Annotated in this window: 18 protein-coding genes; 11 read left to right on the top strand and 7 right to left on the bottom strand. The window is 65.6% G+C overall.

Going from position 1 to position 16,982, the window contains the following annotated elements; genetic code table 11:
• Positions 1–60 precede the first annotated feature (60 nt).
• Positions 61–1,803, bottom strand: a complete 1,743-nt coding sequence (locus tag G7A98_RS01475) for a sodium:solute symporter family protein (protein ID WP_163647703.1) — start codon at positions 1,801–1,803, stop codon at positions 61–63.
• A gap of 482 nt (positions 1,804–2,285) precedes the next feature.
• On the opposite strand from G7A98_RS01475, the gene G7A98_RS01480 reads away from it, so the two are divergent.
• From G7A98_RS01480 to G7A98_RS01490, 3 genes are read left to right on the top strand one after another with little or no spacing between them, the layout of a single operon-like run.
• Positions 2,286–3,200 carry a TRAP transporter substrate-binding protein gene (locus G7A98_RS01480; RefSeq protein ID WP_240464646.1) on the top strand — a complete coding sequence of 305 codons (915 nt, stop codon included), beginning with the start codon at positions 2,286–2,288 and terminating at the stop codon, positions 3,198–3,200.
• The gene (locus G7A98_RS01485) at positions 3,197–3,748 is read left to right on the top strand and encodes a TRAP transporter small permease (protein ID WP_163647705.1); all 552 of its coding nucleotides are present in this window, start codon (positions 3,197–3,199) and stop codon (positions 3,746–3,748) included. The genes G7A98_RS01480 and G7A98_RS01485 overlap by 4 nt, the downstream gene beginning before the upstream one ends.
• The gene (locus G7A98_RS01490) at positions 3,749–5,053 is read left to right on the top strand and encodes a TRAP transporter large permease subunit (RefSeq protein WP_163647706.1); all 1,305 of its coding nucleotides are present in this window, start codon (positions 3,749–3,751) and stop codon (positions 5,051–5,053) included.
• Here G7A98_RS01490 and G7A98_RS01495 read toward each other — a convergent pair.
• From G7A98_RS01495 to G7A98_RS01505, 3 genes are all read right to left on the bottom strand, one after another.
• Positions 5,050–6,408 carry an ATP-binding protein gene (locus tag G7A98_RS01495; protein WP_163647707.1) on the bottom strand — a complete coding sequence of 453 codons (1,359 nt, stop codon included), beginning with the start codon at positions 6,406–6,408 and terminating at the stop codon, positions 5,050–5,052. The two genes, G7A98_RS01490 and G7A98_RS01495, sit on opposite strands and share 4 nt — an antisense overlap.
• On the bottom strand, positions 6,405–7,076 hold the full coding sequence (locus G7A98_RS01500; RefSeq protein WP_163647708.1) for a response regulator transcription factor: 672 nt from the start codon (positions 7,074–7,076) through the stop codon (positions 6,405–6,407). Before G7A98_RS01500 ends, G7A98_RS01495 begins: the two co-directional genes overlap by 4 nt.
• Positions 7,077–7,200: 124 nt before the next feature.
• Entirely contained in the window at positions 7,201–7,587 is a 387-nt protein-coding gene (locus G7A98_RS01505; RefSeq protein ID WP_163647709.1) for a hypothetical protein, read from the bottom strand.
• Between the two features lie 213 nt (positions 7,588–7,800).
• Here G7A98_RS01505 and G7A98_RS01510 point away from each other — a divergent pair, with 213 nt between their 5' ends.
• The 5 genes from G7A98_RS01510 to G7A98_RS01530 all read left to right on the top strand — a co-directional run bounded on the left by G7A98_RS01510 (position 7,801) and on the right by G7A98_RS01530 (position 11,206).
• Positions 7,801–8,442, top strand: a complete 642-nt coding sequence (locus tag G7A98_RS01510) for a hypothetical protein (protein WP_163647710.1) — start codon at positions 7,801–7,803, stop codon at positions 8,440–8,442.
• Between the two features lie 20 nt (positions 8,443–8,462).
• A complete protein-coding gene (locus tag G7A98_RS01515; protein WP_163647711.1) occupies positions 8,463–9,260 on the top strand; it encodes a hypothetical protein in 798 nt (265 codons plus the stop codon).
• Positions 9,261–9,462: 202 nt separating this feature from the next.
• Positions 9,463–9,786 (top strand): antibiotic biosynthesis monooxygenase, encoded by a 324-nt coding sequence (locus tag G7A98_RS01520; protein ID WP_163647712.1) that lies wholly within the window; start codon positions 9,463–9,465, stop codon positions 9,784–9,786.
• Between the two features lie 3 nt (positions 9,787–9,789).
• Positions 9,790–10,719 (top strand): oxidoreductase, encoded by a 930-nt coding sequence (locus G7A98_RS01525; RefSeq protein WP_163647713.1) that lies wholly within the window; start codon positions 9,790–9,792, stop codon positions 10,717–10,719.
• A gap of 283 nt (positions 10,720–11,002) precedes the next feature.
• Positions 11,003–11,206 (top strand): cold-shock protein, encoded by a 204-nt coding sequence (locus tag G7A98_RS01530; protein ID WP_163647714.1) that lies wholly within the window; start codon positions 11,003–11,005, stop codon positions 11,204–11,206.
• A gap of 92 nt (positions 11,207–11,298) precedes the next feature.
• Here G7A98_RS01530 and G7A98_RS01535 read toward each other — a convergent pair whose 3' ends face one another.
• The 3 genes from G7A98_RS01535 to G7A98_RS01545 form a co-directional block, all read right to left on the bottom strand.
• A complete protein-coding gene (locus tag G7A98_RS01535) occupies positions 11,299–11,577 on the bottom strand; it encodes a hypothetical protein (RefSeq protein ID WP_346427251.1) in 279 nt (92 codons plus the stop codon).
• An 81-nt stretch (positions 11,578–11,658) separates the two neighbouring features.
• On the bottom strand, positions 11,659–11,955 hold the full coding sequence (locus G7A98_RS01540) for a YciI family protein (protein ID WP_163647716.1): 297 nt from the start codon (positions 11,953–11,955) through the stop codon (positions 11,659–11,661).
• Positions 11,956–12,067: 112 nt separating this feature from the next.
• Positions 12,068–13,252 carry an MFS transporter gene (locus tag G7A98_RS01545; RefSeq protein ID WP_163647717.1) on the bottom strand — a complete coding sequence of 395 codons (1,185 nt, stop codon included), beginning with the start codon at positions 13,250–13,252 and terminating at the stop codon, positions 12,068–12,070.
• A gap of 136 nt (positions 13,253–13,388) precedes the next feature.
• Here G7A98_RS01545 and G7A98_RS01550 point away from each other — a divergent pair, with 136 nt between their 5' ends.
• From G7A98_RS01550 to G7A98_RS01560, 3 genes are all read left to right on the top strand, one after another.
• Positions 13,389–14,282 carry a LysR family transcriptional regulator gene (locus G7A98_RS01550; RefSeq protein ID WP_163647718.1) on the top strand — a complete coding sequence of 298 codons (894 nt, stop codon included), beginning with the start codon at positions 13,389–13,391 and terminating at the stop codon, positions 14,280–14,282.
• Positions 14,283–14,325: 43 nt separating this feature from the next.
• On the top strand, positions 14,326–15,105 hold the full coding sequence (locus G7A98_RS01555) for an alpha/beta fold hydrolase (protein ID WP_163647719.1): 780 nt from the start codon (positions 14,326–14,328) through the stop codon (positions 15,103–15,105).
• Between the two features lie 299 nt (positions 15,106–15,404).
• Entirely contained in the window at positions 15,405–16,949 is a 1,545-nt protein-coding gene (locus G7A98_RS01560) for a DHA2 family efflux MFS transporter permease subunit (protein ID WP_163647720.1), read from the top strand.
• Positions 16,950–16,982: the final 33 nt, after the last annotated feature.

Genomic DNA, 16,982 nt, shown 5'->3' on the forward strand with positions numbered 1-16,982 from the left:
AGCGGCGATGATCCAGGTCACGCGGCGGCCCCGCCGGATCAGCGGGGCCGGCGCACGAGCTCAGGGTTCCATGGAGCGCGCGGCAGTCATGGCCGGCTTTCGGGCGCGGACCACCCAGTAGCCTGCAGCGCCGGCGATGAACAGCATGCCGCCGCAGCCTACCGCCAGGGCATAGGCCCCCCACACCGAACTATCGGGGATTGCAAAGCGACCGGCCAGACCGGCCAGCGTCTCGGCATACTGGTTCCACAGGAACACCCCGATGCCGATGCCCGACAGCATGGTGCACACCGCCACCCACCGCGAGCCGGTCATCCAGCCGGCCTCCAGGCTCTCGTCGTCCTGGTGCAGGAAGGCCAGGTAGTCGCGTTCCGACTGGCTGACCCGGGTCATCCGCGAGGCCACGAGAATAGCCACAAGGGCCGCCACGGTGCTGATCACCACCGGGTGCAGATAAACCGGCAGCGAGATCCATCCGGCCTGATCGGCCAGCGAGAGCAGCAGGTTGCCGACGAAGCCGACCACCAGGCCCCAGGCCGCACCGGCGGCGGTGATCCGGCGGCTCCAGATGCTCATCAACGCCACCGGCCCCCAGGACGAGGCAAACAGGGTCGCCGCGAACCACACCACGGCCATCACCGCCGGCGGCTGGAACAGCGCCAGTACCAGGGCGATCAGGCCAGCCGCCAGTACCGCGAGCCGGCTGGTGCGCATGGCGGTCTTCTCGTCACGCGACGGCGGCAGGATATCGTTGGAGAGGCTGAAGCCGATGATCGACAGGAAGGTCGAGCAGGACGACAGACCGGCGGCGAAGACCCCGGTCAGGATCACGATACCCAACCAGGTGGGCAGGACGTTGAGTGCCGACCAGACCATAGCATGCTCGGCATCCAGGTCGGGCTTGTAGAGGTTGATGGCGGCCCCGGTCATCATCATCAGCGCGTAGAAGACCGCCAGTGCCACGGCGGTGAACATCGCCGAACGCATCACCACATGCTCGTTGCGCGCCATCAGGTAGCGGCTGGCCTGCCAGGGGCTCGCTGCCAGCACGGCGGCCCATACCAGCCCCAGCGTCAGCCCCCAGGTCAGCGATTCACCCGGCGAGGCGAAGCTGGCGTCGCTGCCCCGGACCACGCCGTGCCAGAGCGCGATGCCGGGCTTGTCGGACTGGCTCATCAAACCTTCGAGGACACCGTGCCAGCCGCCCAGGTCGTTGATGATATAAAGCGACCCGCCCAGTGCGGCCAGTGAGAAGATGACGAACATCACCGTGTCGGTCAGCACTACGCCCGGCGAGCCCGAGTAGAGGATGAAGCCGGTGTAAGTTAGCCACACCAACACCAGCCCGACCCAGTACGGCAGCCCGGTGAGCTCCTCGAACATGATGCCGGCGCCCTGCATCACGCCCAGTAGGTAGGCGCCCAGGCCGAATACGGTGGTCAGTCCGGCGATTACCTGCACATGCCGCGAGGCGAAGCGCTTGCCGAAGAACTCGGGCACCGTGAGCGCGCCGCTGCGTCGCAGGTAGCGGCCGAAGGCCAGCGCGCCGAGCAGGCAGCCGGAGGTGCTGACCGAGGCGAAGATCAGCATCACGAAGGGGTAACCGCTGTAGGCGAAGCCGGTCTCGCCGAGGAAGGCACTGGTACTCAGGTAGCTGGCCACCAGCGTGCCGAGAATGAGGAAGGTCGGTGCATTGCGCCCCGCGACCAGATAGTCGTCGAGATGCTTGACCCGACGACCGGCCAGATGGCCGATCACGAAATAGCCGATCAGGCTGAGCAGAATGGCAGTGGTATAGACCATGGCAAGGACCGTGTTTGTGGAATTGTGTCTTCCATAATCCGGATACTCTCCTCGCTCACCTTTCTCCCTGCGTCATCCCCGAAGCTCTACACGACGCCCAACAAGAATCACCCATTCGCAACCTCGTCGCCGATCGAATACTTGGCCTCTGTCGCTGCAACCCTTTTTGGCAATGATCTCCCCTGTCCGATTGCCTTTACCGCTCCCGGTCCTTGTCCCTTCATCGGCAAGTAACACCCCTATTTCCAGGATCTCAAAGATGCCATATAGCATCTCGAAGTGTCGCAGATGGACCGCCTTATGTCGCTTTCAGACCTACCTTCTGATCCCGTTTAACGAAGCCTTTATAGGCGAACCATTACAAACAAAAGGACCCGAATATGCTTGAAAAATTCGCTATTTATCCTGGCAATATGCTAATAAATTCACTGGTAGCGCTCGGCCTGTCGGCACTGTCCGTCCCCGCCTACTCGGCTTCCAGCATGGATTTCTCGAACGAGTACAATGCCAGTTCTATCCATGCCCAGGGAGACGCCTGGTTCATCGACCGGGTCAAGGAACTCACCGACGGCCAGGTCGATATCACCCTGCATACTGGTGGTTCTCTGGGCTTCCGATCGGCGGACAATTTCTATGCCGTGGCCGACAATGCGGTACAGATCGCCGACAGCCTTTCCGGCACCCTGGGCGGCATCGACCCCATCTTCCTGCTGTCGTCCTTGCCCTTTGTTGCGGACGATGTCGAATCCGCCCACCGGCTCTACGACATCGCCCGCCCCGAGTACGCCAAGGTCTTCAAGGACAACAATCAGATCCTGCTTTACGCCTCGCCGTGGCCGGCCAGCGGCATCTGGTCCAAGACCCCGGTGACCAGCATGCAGGGCCTCCAGGGGCTGAAGATTCGCAGCTACGATCGCAACGGCACGGAAACCCTGATGAACGCCGGAGCCTCGCCGGTCAAGCTCTCCTGGGCCGATGTCGTGCCCCAGCTCGCCACCGGCGGCATCGAGGCCGTACTGACCTCGGCCGAGGCCGGCGCCAATGGCAGCTTCTGGGAGCACCTCAACGACTTCAGCGCCATCAACTACGCCGTGCCACTCAACATGGTTCACATGAACCGGGACGCCTTCGATGACCTGAGCGAGGCCAATCAACAGGCGATCCTGCAGGCAGCGAAGGAAACCGATGCCCATAACTGGGAAGTGGTAAAGCAACGACTGAAGAAGAATTACGCCCAGTTGCGTGAGCATCAGGTGGCCATTCACGACCCCATTCCGCCCGAGTTCCAGGCCAGTCTGGAAAAGGCGGCCAAACCGGTGGTCGAAAACTGGATCGAGACAGCCGGCGAGCGCGGCCGCGACATTCTCGAGCAGTATCGCAGCCAAGAGGCCGAATGATGGCGGCGTCCGAATCGCACGACAGCGACCGGTCCGGCCCCGTCCTCTTGGCCCTGACCCGGCTGTCCAGCGCCCTGGCGGCGCTGGGCGCCGGCATCGCCATGCTGCTCGTGGTCTACATGCTCGGGCACATCCTGCTCGAGATCGGTCTGCGCCTGTTCGGGCACTCCACGTTCATTCTCGATGAATACATCGGCTACAGTGTGGCCGCCATGACCTTCCTCGGTCTGCCCTATGCCCTCGAGAAGGATGGATTGATCCGTGTGTCACTCGTCCTCGAGCGTCTTCCTCGGCCCTGGCGCTGGCCGCTGGAACTGTTCGCCAGCGTGTCGGCGCTGCTCGCCTTCGGCTGGCTGGCGCGCTACTGGACCCTGGCCGTGGAGCGCAGCTATGCCCGCGGCATCATCAGCGAGACGATGGCCAGGACCCCGCTGTGGATCCCCCAGAGCGCGGTCCTGCTGGGCCTGTACCTGCTCTGCTTCGCGCTCGCCGTACGCACGCTGCAGATCCTGGCGCAGCGTCAGGCCTTCACGCCCGGAGGACAATGAATGGACATGCTACTCACGGGCGCCGGCGTCGTCGCCCTGCTGCTCGGGGTGCTGGCGCTCGGCAGCTGGGTGTTCTCCGGCCTGGTCATCGTGGCCATGCTCTCGTTATGGGGGCTGGGTGACTTCGATGCCCAGCGCATCGGCTTGATCTTCTCCAAGATCCTCTTTCGCGCCGCCAACAGCTGGGAGCTCTCGGCCATCCCCCTGTTCATCCTCATGGGCGAGCTGATCTTTCGCTCCGACATCTCCGAACGGCTGTTCCGGGGACTGACGCCGCTCACCCGGCATCTTCCCGGCGGTATCCTGCATACCAACGTCATGGGCTGCACCCTGTTCGCCGCCGTCAGCGGCTCGAGCGCCGCCACGACCGCGACCGTCGGCAAGATCACCACCCAGGAGCTGGCCAGGCGCCACTACGATCGCAACCTGTCGATCGGCTCCCTGGCCGGCGCGGGTAGCCTGGGGCTGTTGATACCCCCCTCGATCGTGATGATCGTCTATGGCGTCCAGGCTGAGGTCTCGATCAGCAAGCTGTTCATGGCGGGTGTGCTGCCCGGACTGCTGATCGCCGCGCTGTACATCGGCTATGTGGCCGTGCGCAGCCTGATCGATCCGAGCATCGCGCCTCGCGGTGAGGATGACGCGACCGGCCTGGGCGGCGCTCTGCTGAATCTCGCTCCGGTACTGGGACTGATCGTGATCGTCCTCGGCGCCATCTACAGCGGCATCGCCACGCCCTCCGAGGCCGCCGCGGTCGGCTGTGCCGCCACTCTGGTGCTGCTCCTGTGGGAGCGCCAGCTGACCCTGCGGCTGTTCATCGATGCCCTGAGCGGTGCCCTGATCAGTGCGGTGATGGTCTGCAGCCTGCTGATCGCGGCCGCCCTGCTGTCCACCGCCATGGGCTACCTGCACCTGCCGCGGGAACTGGCGGGCTGGATCGCCGACCAGGCGTTCTCCCCGGTCGCCCTGCTGCTGGCCCTGGCGCTGTTCTACGTGCTGCTGGGCCTGTTCCTGGATGGCATTTCGATCACCGTGATGAGCCTGCCGATCACGCTGCCGATCATCGTCCAGGCCGGTTACGACCCGCTGTGGTTCGGGGTCTTCCTGGTCATCATGGTAGAGCTTGGTCAGATCACCCCGCCGGTGGGCTTTAACCTCTTCGTGCTGCAGGGCCTGACCGGGGAAAGCATCGGTCGCGTGGCGCTGGCCGCAGCGCCGTTCTTCGTGCTGATGTGCATCGGCGCCCTGATCGTCTGCCTGTGGCCCTCGATTGCCCTGTGGTTGCCGACGGTGCTTTCGGGTTAGCGGCCGGCCCCCACGGAGTGCGATAGCGCCGGGAAACACACCGACACCCGCAGCCCGGGTGCGGCGTCTTCCAGTGTCAGGGTCGCCTCGTGCAGCTCGGCGATGGCGGCGACCAGGCTCAGCCCCAGGCCGCTTCCCTCGCTCGTGCGGCTGCGCTCCATCCGGTAGAGACGCCGTAATACGCGGGAACGCTCGCCCTCGGGAATGCCGGGCCCGTCGTCAACCACGCGCAGCACCGGGGAGGGGCCGCCCTCGACGATCAGTTGAATCCGGCCGGGCGGGGTGTGGCGCAGGGCATTCTCGATCAGGTTGGCGATCAGGCGGCCGAGCAGGGTCCGGTCGCCGCTGACCATCGCGGCATCGACGACCCGGGCCTCGAGACGGTGGCCGCTTTCCTCGCCGGCCGGCTCGTAGACATCGGCCAGGCTGGCGGCCAGCGAGGCGAGATCAACCGCCGTGAAGCTGGCCCGCGCCTGGCCGCCTTCCAGCTGGGCAATCTGCAGCAGCGACTGGAACGTCGCCACGATATGCGCGGTTTCGGCCCGCGCCTCGGCGATCGTGCCACGCGCCGAGTCCGTCAACGAGCCGTCATCCAGCCGATCGAGCAGCACCGCAACCCGCTGGATGGGTGTTCTCAGGTCGTGGGCGACATCGGCAGAGACCTGCCGCAGCGCCTCCATGGACGCTTCCTGTGCTTCCGCCATGCGATTGACCGCCACCCCGATCTGGCCGAGATCATCGTCGACCTCACCCGAAATCGTCACCCGGGCGTCATGGTGGCCGGATGTCAGCCTGGCGAGCGCCGAGCGAATGGCCTCGACGCGATCCCGGGCCCGGCGGGCGACCAGCGCGCCGATGGCGGTCACCAGCAGCAGCGCCGGCACCAGGCTGAACAGCAGCACCTTGGCGAACGTTTCGCCCAGCTCGTTGAGGCTGTCGCGACCCACCAGCAGCGTCAGCCTGCCCTCGCCGACGGGCCCCTGCCAGGCCAGATAGCTGTCCGCCAGCGTGGATGACGGGCGCGGAATCGCGTCATGGCCGATCACGCGGTACGCCGACGCCTCGATGGGAACCGTGAGATTGCCCAGGACCGGCTTGCCCGGCTCGGTATAGCGCAGCAGCAGGTCGCGAGGTTGCGCCCCGGCGGCGATCTCGCCGATCCGCTCGCGGATTTCATCCGGCTCGGCAATGGCGCGCAGCATATCCACGGTCTGCTCGAGCTGGGCGTTCACCTCACGGGACAGGGACGTGCGCGTGACCAGATAGGCGGTTGCGTAACCGGCCAGGGTGAAGAGCACGAACACCACGACCAGCGTGGCCGTGAGCCGCAGCGGGGTCGAACGCAGCCTGCTCATGCCGGAATCCGGTAGCCGGCACCCCGCACCGTTTCGATCAGCTCCTGGTCGAAAGGCTTGTCGACCTTGCCGCGCAACCGGCTGACGTGCGTTTCGACGACATTGGTCTGCGGATCGAAATGGATGCCCCAGACCGTTTCCAGCAGCATGGTCCGGGTCTGGACGCGACCCTTGCGACGCAGCAGGCATTCGAGCAGGGCAAATTCGCGGGGCAGGAGGTCGATGGCCTGCCCGGCCCGGGTCACCCGCCGGGTCAGGAGGTTCATCTCGAGATCCCGGGCCCGCAGCACCGTCGGCTCTTCCGCGGGCGGCGGGCGTCTTGCCAGGGCGGCGACCCGGGCGGAGAGCTCGCCGAAGACGAAGGGCTTGACCAGATAGTCATCGGCCCCGGCGTTGAGCCCCTCGATGCGGTCTTCCACCCCGTCGAGTGCCGTCAACAGCAGGATGGGAACGGGAAGCCTCGCGCCACGCAGCGTTTGCACGATGGCCAGCCCGTCCAGGCTCGGCAGCATCCGGTCCACGACCAGCACGTCATAGCCGCCCGCTGCCGCCTGCATCAGGCCTTGCGAGCCATCCGTCAGCAGGTCGACGACATGCCCTTCTTCACGCAAGCCATCCACGATGTACTGACCGGTCAGACGGTCATCTTCAATCACCAGTATTTTCACGCCGTACTCGCAACCTGTTCCCGAAGGCCGACCATCGAGTGTACCCCTGACCGATGGCTCCCCGTCATGTCACCGGAAAAAGCGACGGTAATGCCATACCGTCGCTCCGGGCACAACAGGGACGTCAGTCGTCATCCTCCTCGTCGCCTGCCTGAGCATGATGTCGCTCACCCTCATCATGGCTTTCCTTGTCCTCGGCGTGCGCGACCCACGGTGTCACCTTGCCATCCTGCGGGTCGACCAGGACGGTGTTCACGCTGCCGTCGGCCCGGGCCAGCTCTACCGCGAAGCCCATGGTTCCCGACGCCCGAGGTTCCCAGGCCACCGACATGGCCGTCCCGGTATCCGCCGCCTCGGCCGCGGTGGCGGCTTGCGCCACCGTCATGCCCGAGGCCAGAAAGTCCTTCGCCTCGGTCGGGTCATCGTCTGCCATGGCTTGTGATACCGGCAGGGCAAGCGCCAGCACCAGGCCGGCCAGGGCACTGCGACGAATCATGGTCGAATGAATCATGTTGATCTCCTGATTGATGGACAGTGGCGTGAAAGCATCCGCCACTCCATGACGCTAGGCGCGCAATGTCACAGCGACCTGCCCGAAAGATTGCAAATCTTCAACCTGTCGACCGCCCTCCCGGAACATTGCAAATCTGTATAGCCCGGTGAAGCCGACAGTATTCAAGCGCGCACAAGCTGGGAGGTGTCCATCAACAACGTGGAGCCACCCATGAAACAGATCCTGCTTGCCGCGCTGCTGATCGTGGTGCCGGTCAGCGTGTTTTCCGCCACGGAACTCTGGCTGTCACCGGGCCATAAGCCGCCCGCCGGTGCGGGCACGTCAAACCCGCTCGGCGACCTGACGGATTACCAGGCCATCGTCTCCGACACCCGGGCGCTGGTCGAAGCCGGGAAGCTGAGTGCGGCCGAGCACCGCGCCACCGACTTCGAGACCAGATGGGACGATGCCGAGTCCTCGCTGCGCCCGAAGGCGCCCGCTGCCTGGGGCAACGTCGATGCGGCGGCCGATCGCGTGTTTGCGGCCCTTCGCGCCCGGTCACCCGATACGCAGACGGTGAAAAAGCGGCTGACAGCGCTGTCGGACCGGCTCAGCCATCCCTCGGCCGGCGGGTCGAAGGGGGGTGTCCAGCAGGTGGCCGGCATCGCCGTGACCGACGCCAATGGCCACGCCATCCCCTGCGAAACCCTGCTCGGCAAGCTGCGCAGCGCCCTGGCGAATGGCGCGATCGGTGACGCCGATCTCGCCCAGGCAAGAAGCCTGCAATCCCGGGCCACCCAGCGCTGCAACGCCGACGACGACGTGCATTCCGATCAACTCTCCGCCCGGGCGCTTGCCCTTTCCAGCCAATGACGCGTTATCAGGAGACAGCCATGAACACCGAGGCACTGACAGCCGAACCCACGACCCAGGACGGCCTGCGTCCCAACCGGATCCCGCAGGTAACGGCCGGCTTCTGGCTCATCAAGCTCATGGCGGTGACCATGGGCGAAACCGCCGCGGACTACCTGGCGGTCAATCTGGGGCTGGGCCTGACGACCACCTCGCTGCTGATGACCGCGGTTCTGGTCGTGGCCCTCGCCCTGCAGTTCTCGCGCAGGCGCTATGTGCCCTGGTCCTACTGGCTGGCCGTGGTACTGGTTTCCATCGTCGGCACCCTGATCAGCGACAACCTGGTCGACAACCTGGGGGTCAGCCTGCTGACCTGCACGGTCGCCTTCAGTGTGCTGCTGGCCCTGACCTTCTGGCTCTGGTTCCGGAAGGAGGGCACCCTGTCGATTCATTCCATCACCACCACACGGCGCGAGGCCTTCTACTGGCTGGCGATTCTCTTCACCTTCGCGCTGGGGACGGCCGTGGGCGATCTGGTCTCCGAGCAGTTCGGCCTGGGGTACCTGGCGACCGGCATCCTGTTCGGGGCCATCATCCTGTCGCTGGCGATCGGCTACTTCTTCCTCGGCCTCGATGCCATTCTCGGCTTCTGGCTGGTGTATATCCTGACTCGCCCGCTGGGCGCTTCCTTCGGCGACCTGCTGTCGCAACCGGTGGCCTACGGCGGTCTCGGATTCGGCACCGTCATCACCAGCCTGCTGTTTCTCGGCGTGATCGTTGCCGTGGTGGTGTGGATGACCCTGACCGGCAGGGATCAGGAAATGGTGGCAGCCCGCTAGCCGTGATCTCTCGGCAGGTTGTTCATCCGGAGCCTGGCCGTGGGAGCGACTTCAGTCGCGCTGAACCCGCCACCGGGCTCCGCCATCGGGGATAAATCCCCTCCCACAGTAGACTGCGGCTGGCCCGGCGTCGCCTTGCTCCATTCCGGGGAAGGTGTCATCGTCCCCGGACATCCATCACCCAGGCCGTGAGGAACGTACCATGTTCATCGCCATGAATCGTTTCCGGGTCAATCCCGAGAGAACGGACGAGTTCGAGCAGATCTGGCTGGAGCGCGAAACTCACCTCCAGGGCCTGCCTGGCTTCATCGAGTTCCACATGCTGCGCGGCCCCGAGGAGGAGGATCACGTCCTCTACGCCTCGCACACCCTCTGGCGCTCGCGCGAGGACTTCGAGGCCTGGACGCATTCCGAGGCATTTCGCGCCGCCCACGCCAACGCCGGGCAGACGCGTCGCGAGGGGCTGTACCTGGGGCCGCCGAAGTTCGAGGGCTTCGAGGTGATCCAGACGGTCGGCAACAGCTGAACCGTGACGAGCAACCCTAACGGCGCCCCTCCGCTGGCGATCGTCACCGGGGCCAATACCGGGCTCGGCTTCGAGACCGCTCGGGGCCTCGTCGAGCAGGGTTATCGCGTGATCGTCGCCGCGCGCCACCCGCACAAGGGCCGCGCCGCCGCCGAGGCGCTGCGCGCCGAATTTCCCGAGGCAACGGTGCGCTTCGAGCCGCTCGACCTGGACAGCCTGGCCTCGGTCCGTGACTTCGCCGCCACGGTGCAGGCGCAGGAAGCCAGGCTGGATCGGCTGGTCAACAACGCCGGCCTCCTGGCACCGCCGACGCGGGAAATGACCCGCGACGGTTTCGAGCGCCAGTTGGGCGTCAACTACCTGGGGCACTTCCTGCTGACCAGCCTGCTGCTGCCGCTGTTGCAGGCCGCACCGGCACCGCGTGTGGTGCAGCTGTCGAGCCTGGCGCACCGCAGCGGGCGCATCGATTTCGGGGACCTCAACGGCGAACGCGATTACGATCCGTGGCGCGCCTATCGCCAGTCCAAGCTGGCCATGCTGCTGTTCAGCCAGGCGCTGCAACGCCACAGCGACGCCCGAGGCTGGGAGCTGGTCAGCGTGGCGGCGCATCCCGGCCTGTCGCGCACGGCACTGTTCGAGCATGGCGTCAGAAGCCGCGCCCTGGTGGGCAGCCTGTTCCGGCTGCTGATGCCGCTCATCAGCCAGTCCGCCGCCGACGGTGCCCGCCCGGTGCTGCATGCGGCCACCGCCGACGAGGTGCGCCCGGGCGACTATTTCGGCCCCGCCGGCCCCTGGGAGGCGCGCGGCGCACCGAAACGCGCCCGGATGACCGCCGCGGCACGCGATTCGATGCTGGCCGAGCGGCTGTGGGAGGTCTCCTGCGACCTGACCGGGGCGAGGTGGGAAGCACCGCCAGTCGCCACCACGCCATGAACGGCTTCATCGGCTGGCGGCGGGGCGCCCAGGCCCCGGGGGTTCCCTCATGCTGCGCGGACCCCCGTCGACCGATATAGCACCGTCTTTTTGGGCTGGCCGGCAAAAATTGTTTGACTCCAGAACGAAAGGCCCGCACTATGCCGTCAGTTGGTTAGCAAGTCGCATATTGTCAGTTGTACTCGAAGCATTCGGTTACCTGGACATATCTCTTGTCTCACCCACTTCATTCCGGGGTGTCCCCGGTAACCGCAAAAGCGTTCAACGCATAAGGAATTCGATCATGGCAACTGGCACAGTCAAGTGGTTCAACGACTCCAAGGGTTTCGGCTTCATTTCTCCCGCTGACGGCGGTGACGATCTGTTCGCCCACTTCTCCGAAATTCAGGCTGACGGCTTCAAGTCTCTGCAGGACGGTCAACAGGTTTCCTTTGACGTCACTCAGGGCAAGAAAGGCCTGCAGGCTGCGAACATCAAGCCGCTCTAATATCGATTAGACCGCGCTTTCGAGCCGCAAGGCTTCGAGCACCAGGGCCCGCTTCGGCGGGCTCTGGTGTTTTTGCATGCCTGAAAAGTGAGTCAATGATTCCCCCTCGCCGCCAGGACATGCCGATATTCCCCCCGCCAGGCTTCAATGTGCCGTGCCGGTTCCTCGGGGAAACGCCCCAGCGCCACGGCGTGATCGAAGAAGCCCCGGGCGGGCAGGCCCTGCCCTTGTCGGCTGACGACCAGGGCCGCCATGAAGGGCTGCTCCGCTTCGGCGTCTTCCCGCATCGTTTCCTCCAGTGCCAGAGCCACCTGCTGAATGATTCGCGGTGACTGCAGCCCGAGTGTTTCCGCGACCTGGTGATAGGTCATGGGAAGCGCCTCGCGGGGCGTCGTCTCGAGAAGGCGGCGAACCTGAGCGGCAAGCCGTGTCCGGCTATCAGCCATGATGGGTCAGGCACTCGGATCGAAGAACTTGACCTCACGGATCTCGATCCGCTCCCAGACCTTCCCGGTCACATAGGGCTCTGCTGCAAGCCAGTCGTCCAGCTCCCGCCGGTCGGGAAACTGAACATGCACGCTGGAGCCGACCATGCGCCCGGCGTCATCGAGAATCGCCCCGCCACTGAGGAAGCGCCCCTGATCGGCGAGCTGGCGGACACCCTCCAGGTGGGCTTCCCGACGGCTCAGGCGGCGGTCAAGCGCCTCGTCATCCGTGTAATCGTGGGCCACTACCGCGTACTGGTTCATGCCGGCCATTTCCTCTCTGATGGATCGCGTCGGCCAACATAGCCCGCGCAACCGATGACGGCAACGCATGCCTGGGCACCCAGCCCCGGCAATGGACCCGGTGGGTCGACAATCAGCCGGTCGTGGCCGCCCGGCAACGCGTGCGCTGGTCGAGCGTGCCGGAAAGCCAGGTTAGCACCAGCGCGACGAGTACGATCAGCGCCCCGATCCAGGCAGTATCGGGGAGCGTCATGGCGTCGACCACGTGACCACCGGTCACCGAGCCCAGGGCGATGCCGATGTTGAAGGCGGCGATATTGAGTCCCGAGGCGACATCAACCGCCTGCGGCACGAAACGCTCAGCCTGCTGGACCACGTAGACTTGTAACCCGGGCACATTGCCAAAGGCAAAGGCGCCCCACACAAGAACGGTAAGCACGGCAGCCACAGGGTGGCCGGCAGCCACGGTGAGTACCAGCAATACGGCGGCCAGACCGGTGAAAATCAGCGTCAGCGCGCGAATCGCACCCAAGCGATCGGCCAGCCGGCCGCCATAGAGGTTACCGACCGCCACAGAGGCTCCGTAGACCAGCATGATCAGGCTGACCGCATTGTCGCCAAAACCGGTGACCTGCTGGAGAATCGGTGCCAGGAAGGTGAAAGCGGTAAAGGTGCCACCGTAGCCGAGGATAGTGATGACATAGACCAGCAGCAGCCGAGGGTGAGTGAGTACCTTGAGCTGCTGGCTCAGGGAGGCTGGGGCGGACTGCTTGAGGTTGCTTGGTACCAGCAGAGCGCTGCCGACCAGAGCGATCACCCCCAGCCCGGCGACGGCCAGGAAGGTCGCCCGCCAGCCGAGGTGCTGGCCGATCCAGGTTCCCAGCGGCACGCCGGTAACCAGCGCCACGGTCAGGCCGGTAAACATCAGGGCGATGGCGCTGGCCTCCTTGTCCTTGCTGACCAGGCTGGTGGCAATGGTCGAGCCGATCGAGAAGAACACCCCGTGAGCCAAACCGGTTAGCACCCGGGCGGTGATCAGCGAAGCATAACCGGGCGCCTGCCAGGCCAGCAGGTTGCCGGCGATGAACAGCGTCATCAGGCCGAGCAGCACCCACTTGCGGTTGAGCCGGCCGGTGAGCGCGGTGAGCACCGGGGCGCCAACGGCGACTCCGGTGGCGTAGAGGCTGACCAGCAGCCCCGCCGAGGGCAGCGTGACGCCCAGATCCCCGGCGATGGTGGGCACCAGGCCGACGATAACGAACTCGGTGGTGCCGATGGCGAAGGCACTGAGCGTCAGTGCAAATAGCGCGATAGGCATGAGAAGACTCCTTGGGGAAGTGCCTTGGATGGCACGGAGTCTGGCCTGGCTGCCCTGAACGAAAAACCAGCGTAAACTCGAAAGACTTTTACAATTCCAGCAACAATCGACAGCGCGCAAGGTGCGGGAGGAAAGCTTGCAGAGCCGGTCGGACAACCTGGAACTGCTGCTCGCGGTGATCGACAGCGGCGGATTCAGCGCGGCGGCACGCCACCTGGACGTGCCGGTGGCCAAGATATCGCGGGCGGTACAGCGTCTCGAGCGCCAGCTGGAGACGCCGCTGCTCAACCGCACCACCCGTAGCGTGGTCCTCACCGCAGAAGGGCGACGCTTCGTCGAGCAGGTTCGCGAGGGACTCGGCCAGCTGGCGGCCGCCGAGGAGGCGCTACGCCTGAGGCATAGCCAACCGAGCGGCCCGCTGCGGGTCGACGCCGCCACACCGTTCATCCTTCATCAACTGGTGCCACTGGTGGGCTCTTTCACCGACCGCTATCCGGGGATACGCCTGGAGCTTTCGGCTTCCGACGACATCATCAACCTGCTGGAACAGCGCACCGACGTGGCCATCCGCATCGGCCCCCTGACGGATTCCACATTGCATGCCCGGGTTCTTGGCCGATCGCCACTCCAACTGGTCGCCAGTCCCGAGTATCTGGACCGTCACGGCATACCCGGCAGCGCAACGGCGCTGCGCGATCATCGCCTGCTGGGTTTCCTACATGCCGACAACCTCAATCACTGGCCGGTCGAGGGCCTGGCTCAGGAAGGCGCCAACATCACACCTTCGCTCACCTCGTCCAGCGGTGAAGTGATCCGCGAACTGTGCCTGACCGGCCAGGGCATCGCCTGCCTGTCGCGGTTCATGATCCACGACGACCTTCGACACGGCCGGCTGGTCACCCTGCTCGGCGACAGAATGCGGACACCCAACGCCCGCGAGGCGGTGCAGGCGGTCTACTACCGTGGCAGTGCCCTGTCGCCGCGCATCGAGGCGTTTCTCGACTTCATCGCCTGCCGGCTGGCACTCTGACGTCTGCTATCCACCGTCACACGCCACACCGGGGCATTCTCGCATGACGCCACCCACCACCCACGATACTTGGGTGCCCATCCCCCAAGGCCGCCTTTTTGTCCGTAGCTGGCTGCCGTCGGGTGTCGTCGATGCCCCGCCCATCGTGCTGTTCCACGAGTCGCTGGGCTGCATTGCCCTGTGGCGCGACTTCCCCGCGCAACTGGCCGATGCCACGGGCCGCCGGGTGATCGCCTACGATCGCCTTGGCTTCGGCCGCTCCGATCCCTACCCCGGGCAGTTGCCGCTCGACTTCATAGAGATGGAGGCGCAGGAGGCCTTCGCGGCGATACACGCCCACCTGGCACTGACACACTTCATCGCCTTCGGGCACAGCGTGGGCGGCGCCATGGCCGCGCATGTCTCGGCAGCCTTTCCCGAAGCCTGCCGGGGCCTGGTGACCGAGTCCGCCATGAGCTTTGTCGAAAGGCGCACACTTGACGGCGTGCGCGAGGCGAAACAGGCCTTCGCCGCGCCGGAGCAGCTGGCGCGGCTGGCCCGCTATCACGGTGACAAGGCCCGTTGGGTGCTGAACGCCTGGGTGGACACCTGGCTGAGTGAGGCGTTTCGCGACTGGGAACTCGCCGGGGTGATGGCGCGGGTACCCTGCCCGTTGCTCGCGCTGCACGGCGACCGTGACGAGTATGGCTCGCCACGCCATCCCGAACGGCTCGTCGCACATGCCGCCGGCCCCGCCATGCTGCGTCTGTTTGGCTGTGGCCATGTTCCTCACCGGGAGCGACCGGAAGCGGTTCTCGAGGCGGTCGTGGCATTTCTCGAATGACAGCTCCCGGGCCGCTGCGGCCCTGATGGCCCCGAACCTCGGCTCTGCACGCAGCCTCTGGGCCTCACCGTCCGGATGCGTTATGATGCTTAGCTATCAAATGATATTTTAACTACTTGTTAGCGCCTGACTGGCGCCACCGTCTGCTGTTCAAGAGCTTCGGGCCGGTTTCCCCCCACCCCAGGGAGGCCGGCCCGCCTGCTTGGATGAGTGGTGGCCCGCGGCACAACACGAGGAGAGGTTCCTGTGTTCGAGAACGTCCATTCCTGTCCGGCCCAGTCGCCGGGAAGGTATCGGCCATGAGCCAGGTGGATCTGCTGTTCGAACGCTACGGCCCCCGTTACAAGCTGTGGGTCACGCTCACGGTGATGCTGGGGCTGGTGGCACTGGGCATGTCGATCACCATCGTCAACGTGGCGATCCCCTACATCAAGGGCTCCTTCGGCATGAGCGCCTCCCAGGTGCAGTGGCTGTCCACCGGTTTTCTGGCCTCGACCACGGTGTCGCTGCTGATCGCGCCCTGGCTGGTCTCGGCGGTCGGCCAGCGCGCCACCTTCATGGGCCTGCTGCTGGTGTTCATCGCCGCGTCGATTCTCGGCGGGCTGGGCCAGGGCATGACGATGCTGATCGCCGCCCGCGTCATCCAGGGCGCCATGACCGGGCTGATCCGCCCGGTGGCGATGCAGGCACTGTTCGCCGCCTACCCGCCCGAGGGCCGCGGCATGGCGGTGGCCATGTACGGCATGTGCCTGGGTCTGCCGCTGACGCTGGCCACGGTGATCGGCGGCTGGCTGGTGGAGAACTTCACCTGGCGTTACGTGTTCTTCATCACCCTGCCGATCTGCGCGGCCGCCGTGGCGATGGGCTACTTCTTCCTGCCGCCCCGCGAGGGCAAGGGGCCGCGCCCGCCCTTCGACTGGGCCGGCACGATACTGCTGTTCATCGCGGTGTTCGCGCTGCTCGCGGCACTCTCCAACGGCCAGCGCTGGGGCTGGTACGACCCGCGCATCCCCGAGCTGATCGGCACTTCGCTGCTCTGTGGCACCATCTTCGTCGCCTGGCAGCGGCGCACCGCGCATCCGCTGATCGACCTGGCGATCTTCCGCTACCGGATCTTCATGGTCGGCATCCTGGCGATGCTGCTCTTCGGTGGTTCGTTCTACGGCATCATGTACCTGCTGCCGCAGTTCGTGCAGTCGGTGCTGCACTACAGCCCGGTGAGCGCGGGGATGATCTTCGTGCCATCGACGGCGGTACTCGGCGTACTGGTGCCCCTGGTCGGCTGGCTGAGCGACCGCTACCCGCCGCACTGGATCACCCTGCCGGGACTGGCCTGCACGATGATCGCGGTCTGGCACATGGCGCAGATGGACTGGAACACCTCCTTCGCGTTCCTCGCCGGCAACATGGCGATCATGGCCATCGGCATGGCGGCCTTTCCGCCGCCCACGCTGTCCAATGCCATCGCCGCCCTGCCCCGCGAGCTCACCGGGCACGGCTCCGGGGCGATCAACTTCGTCATGCAGCTGGGCGGCGCGCTGGGCACCGCGGGTCTGGTGATCCTGCTCGACCGGCGCACCGCCCTCCATGGCCAGCATCTCAACGCCGGGGTCACCGCCGACAACACCCAGGCCCGGGAACAGCTGGGCCAGCTGGCCCAGCTGACCGGCCATCTGGGGGTGCCGGATATCCACCAGTCGGCCATGGCCGGTTACCTGATGGGCCGCATCGAGACGATCTGGGCCTCGATCCTTGCCTACCAGGACGGCTTCTGGCTGCTGGTCGGCAGCCTGCTGGTCGTCGCGATCCCGTCGATCCTGCTCAGCCGCTGGCAGCGTGCCTGACGCCTTTCTTCCATTCGTTCGTTCAAGGATTCC

The organism is Modicisalibacter sp. 'Wilcox', from assembly GCF_010993675.1.
Lineage (GTDB): Bacteria > Pseudomonadota > Gammaproteobacteria > Pseudomonadales > Halomonadaceae > Modicisalibacter > Modicisalibacter tunisiensis.

Excerpts from the sequence above, each read along its gene's own strand:
- G7A98_RS01475 (WP_163647703.1), bottom strand. The coding sequence starts at position 1,803 with ATGGTCTATACCACTGCCATTCTGCTCAGCCTGATCGGCTATTTCGTG.
- G7A98_RS01480 (WP_240464646.1), top strand. The coding sequence starts at position 2,286 with ATGGATTTCTCGAACGAGTACAATGCCAGTTCTATCCATGCCCAGGGA.
- G7A98_RS01485 (WP_163647705.1), top strand. The coding sequence starts at position 3,197 with ATGATGGCGGCGTCCGAATCGCACGACAGCGACCGGTCCGGCCCCGTC.
- G7A98_RS01490 (WP_163647706.1), top strand. The coding sequence starts at position 3,749 with ATGGACATGCTACTCACGGGCGCCGGCGTCGTCGCCCTGCTGCTCGGG.
- G7A98_RS01495 (WP_163647707.1), bottom strand. The coding sequence starts at position 6,408 with ATGAGCAGGCTGCGTTCGACCCCGCTGCGGCTCACGGCCACGCTGGTC.
- G7A98_RS01505 (WP_163647709.1), bottom strand. The coding sequence starts at position 7,587 with ATGATTCATTCGACCATGATTCGTCGCAGTGCCCTGGCCGGCCTGGTG.
- G7A98_RS01510 (WP_163647710.1), top strand. The coding sequence starts at position 7,801 with ATGAAACAGATCCTGCTTGCCGCGCTGCTGATCGTGGTGCCGGTCAGC.
- G7A98_RS01515 (WP_163647711.1), top strand. The coding sequence starts at position 8,463 with ATGAACACCGAGGCACTGACAGCCGAACCCACGACCCAGGACGGCCTG.
- G7A98_RS01520 (WP_163647712.1), top strand. The coding sequence starts at position 9,463 with ATGTTCATCGCCATGAATCGTTTCCGGGTCAATCCCGAGAGAACGGAC.
- G7A98_RS01530 (WP_163647714.1), top strand. The coding sequence starts at position 11,003 with ATGGCAACTGGCACAGTCAAGTGGTTCAACGACTCCAAGGGTTTCGGC.
- G7A98_RS01535 (WP_346427251.1), bottom strand. The coding sequence starts at position 11,577 with ATGACCTATCACCAGGTCGCGGAAACACTCGGGCTGCAGTCACCGCGA.
- G7A98_RS01540 (WP_163647716.1), bottom strand. The coding sequence starts at position 11,955 with ATGAACCAGTACGCGGTAGTGGCCCACGATTACACGGATGACGAGGCG.
- G7A98_RS01545 (WP_163647717.1), bottom strand. The coding sequence starts at position 13,252 with ATGCCTATCGCGCTATTTGCACTGACGCTCAGTGCCTTCGCCATCGGC.
- G7A98_RS01555 (WP_163647719.1), top strand. The coding sequence starts at position 14,326 with ATGACGCCACCCACCACCCACGATACTTGGGTGCCCATCCCCCAAGGC.
- G7A98_RS01560 (WP_163647720.1), top strand. The coding sequence starts at position 15,405 with ATGAGCCAGGTGGATCTGCTGTTCGAACGCTACGGCCCCCGTTACAAG.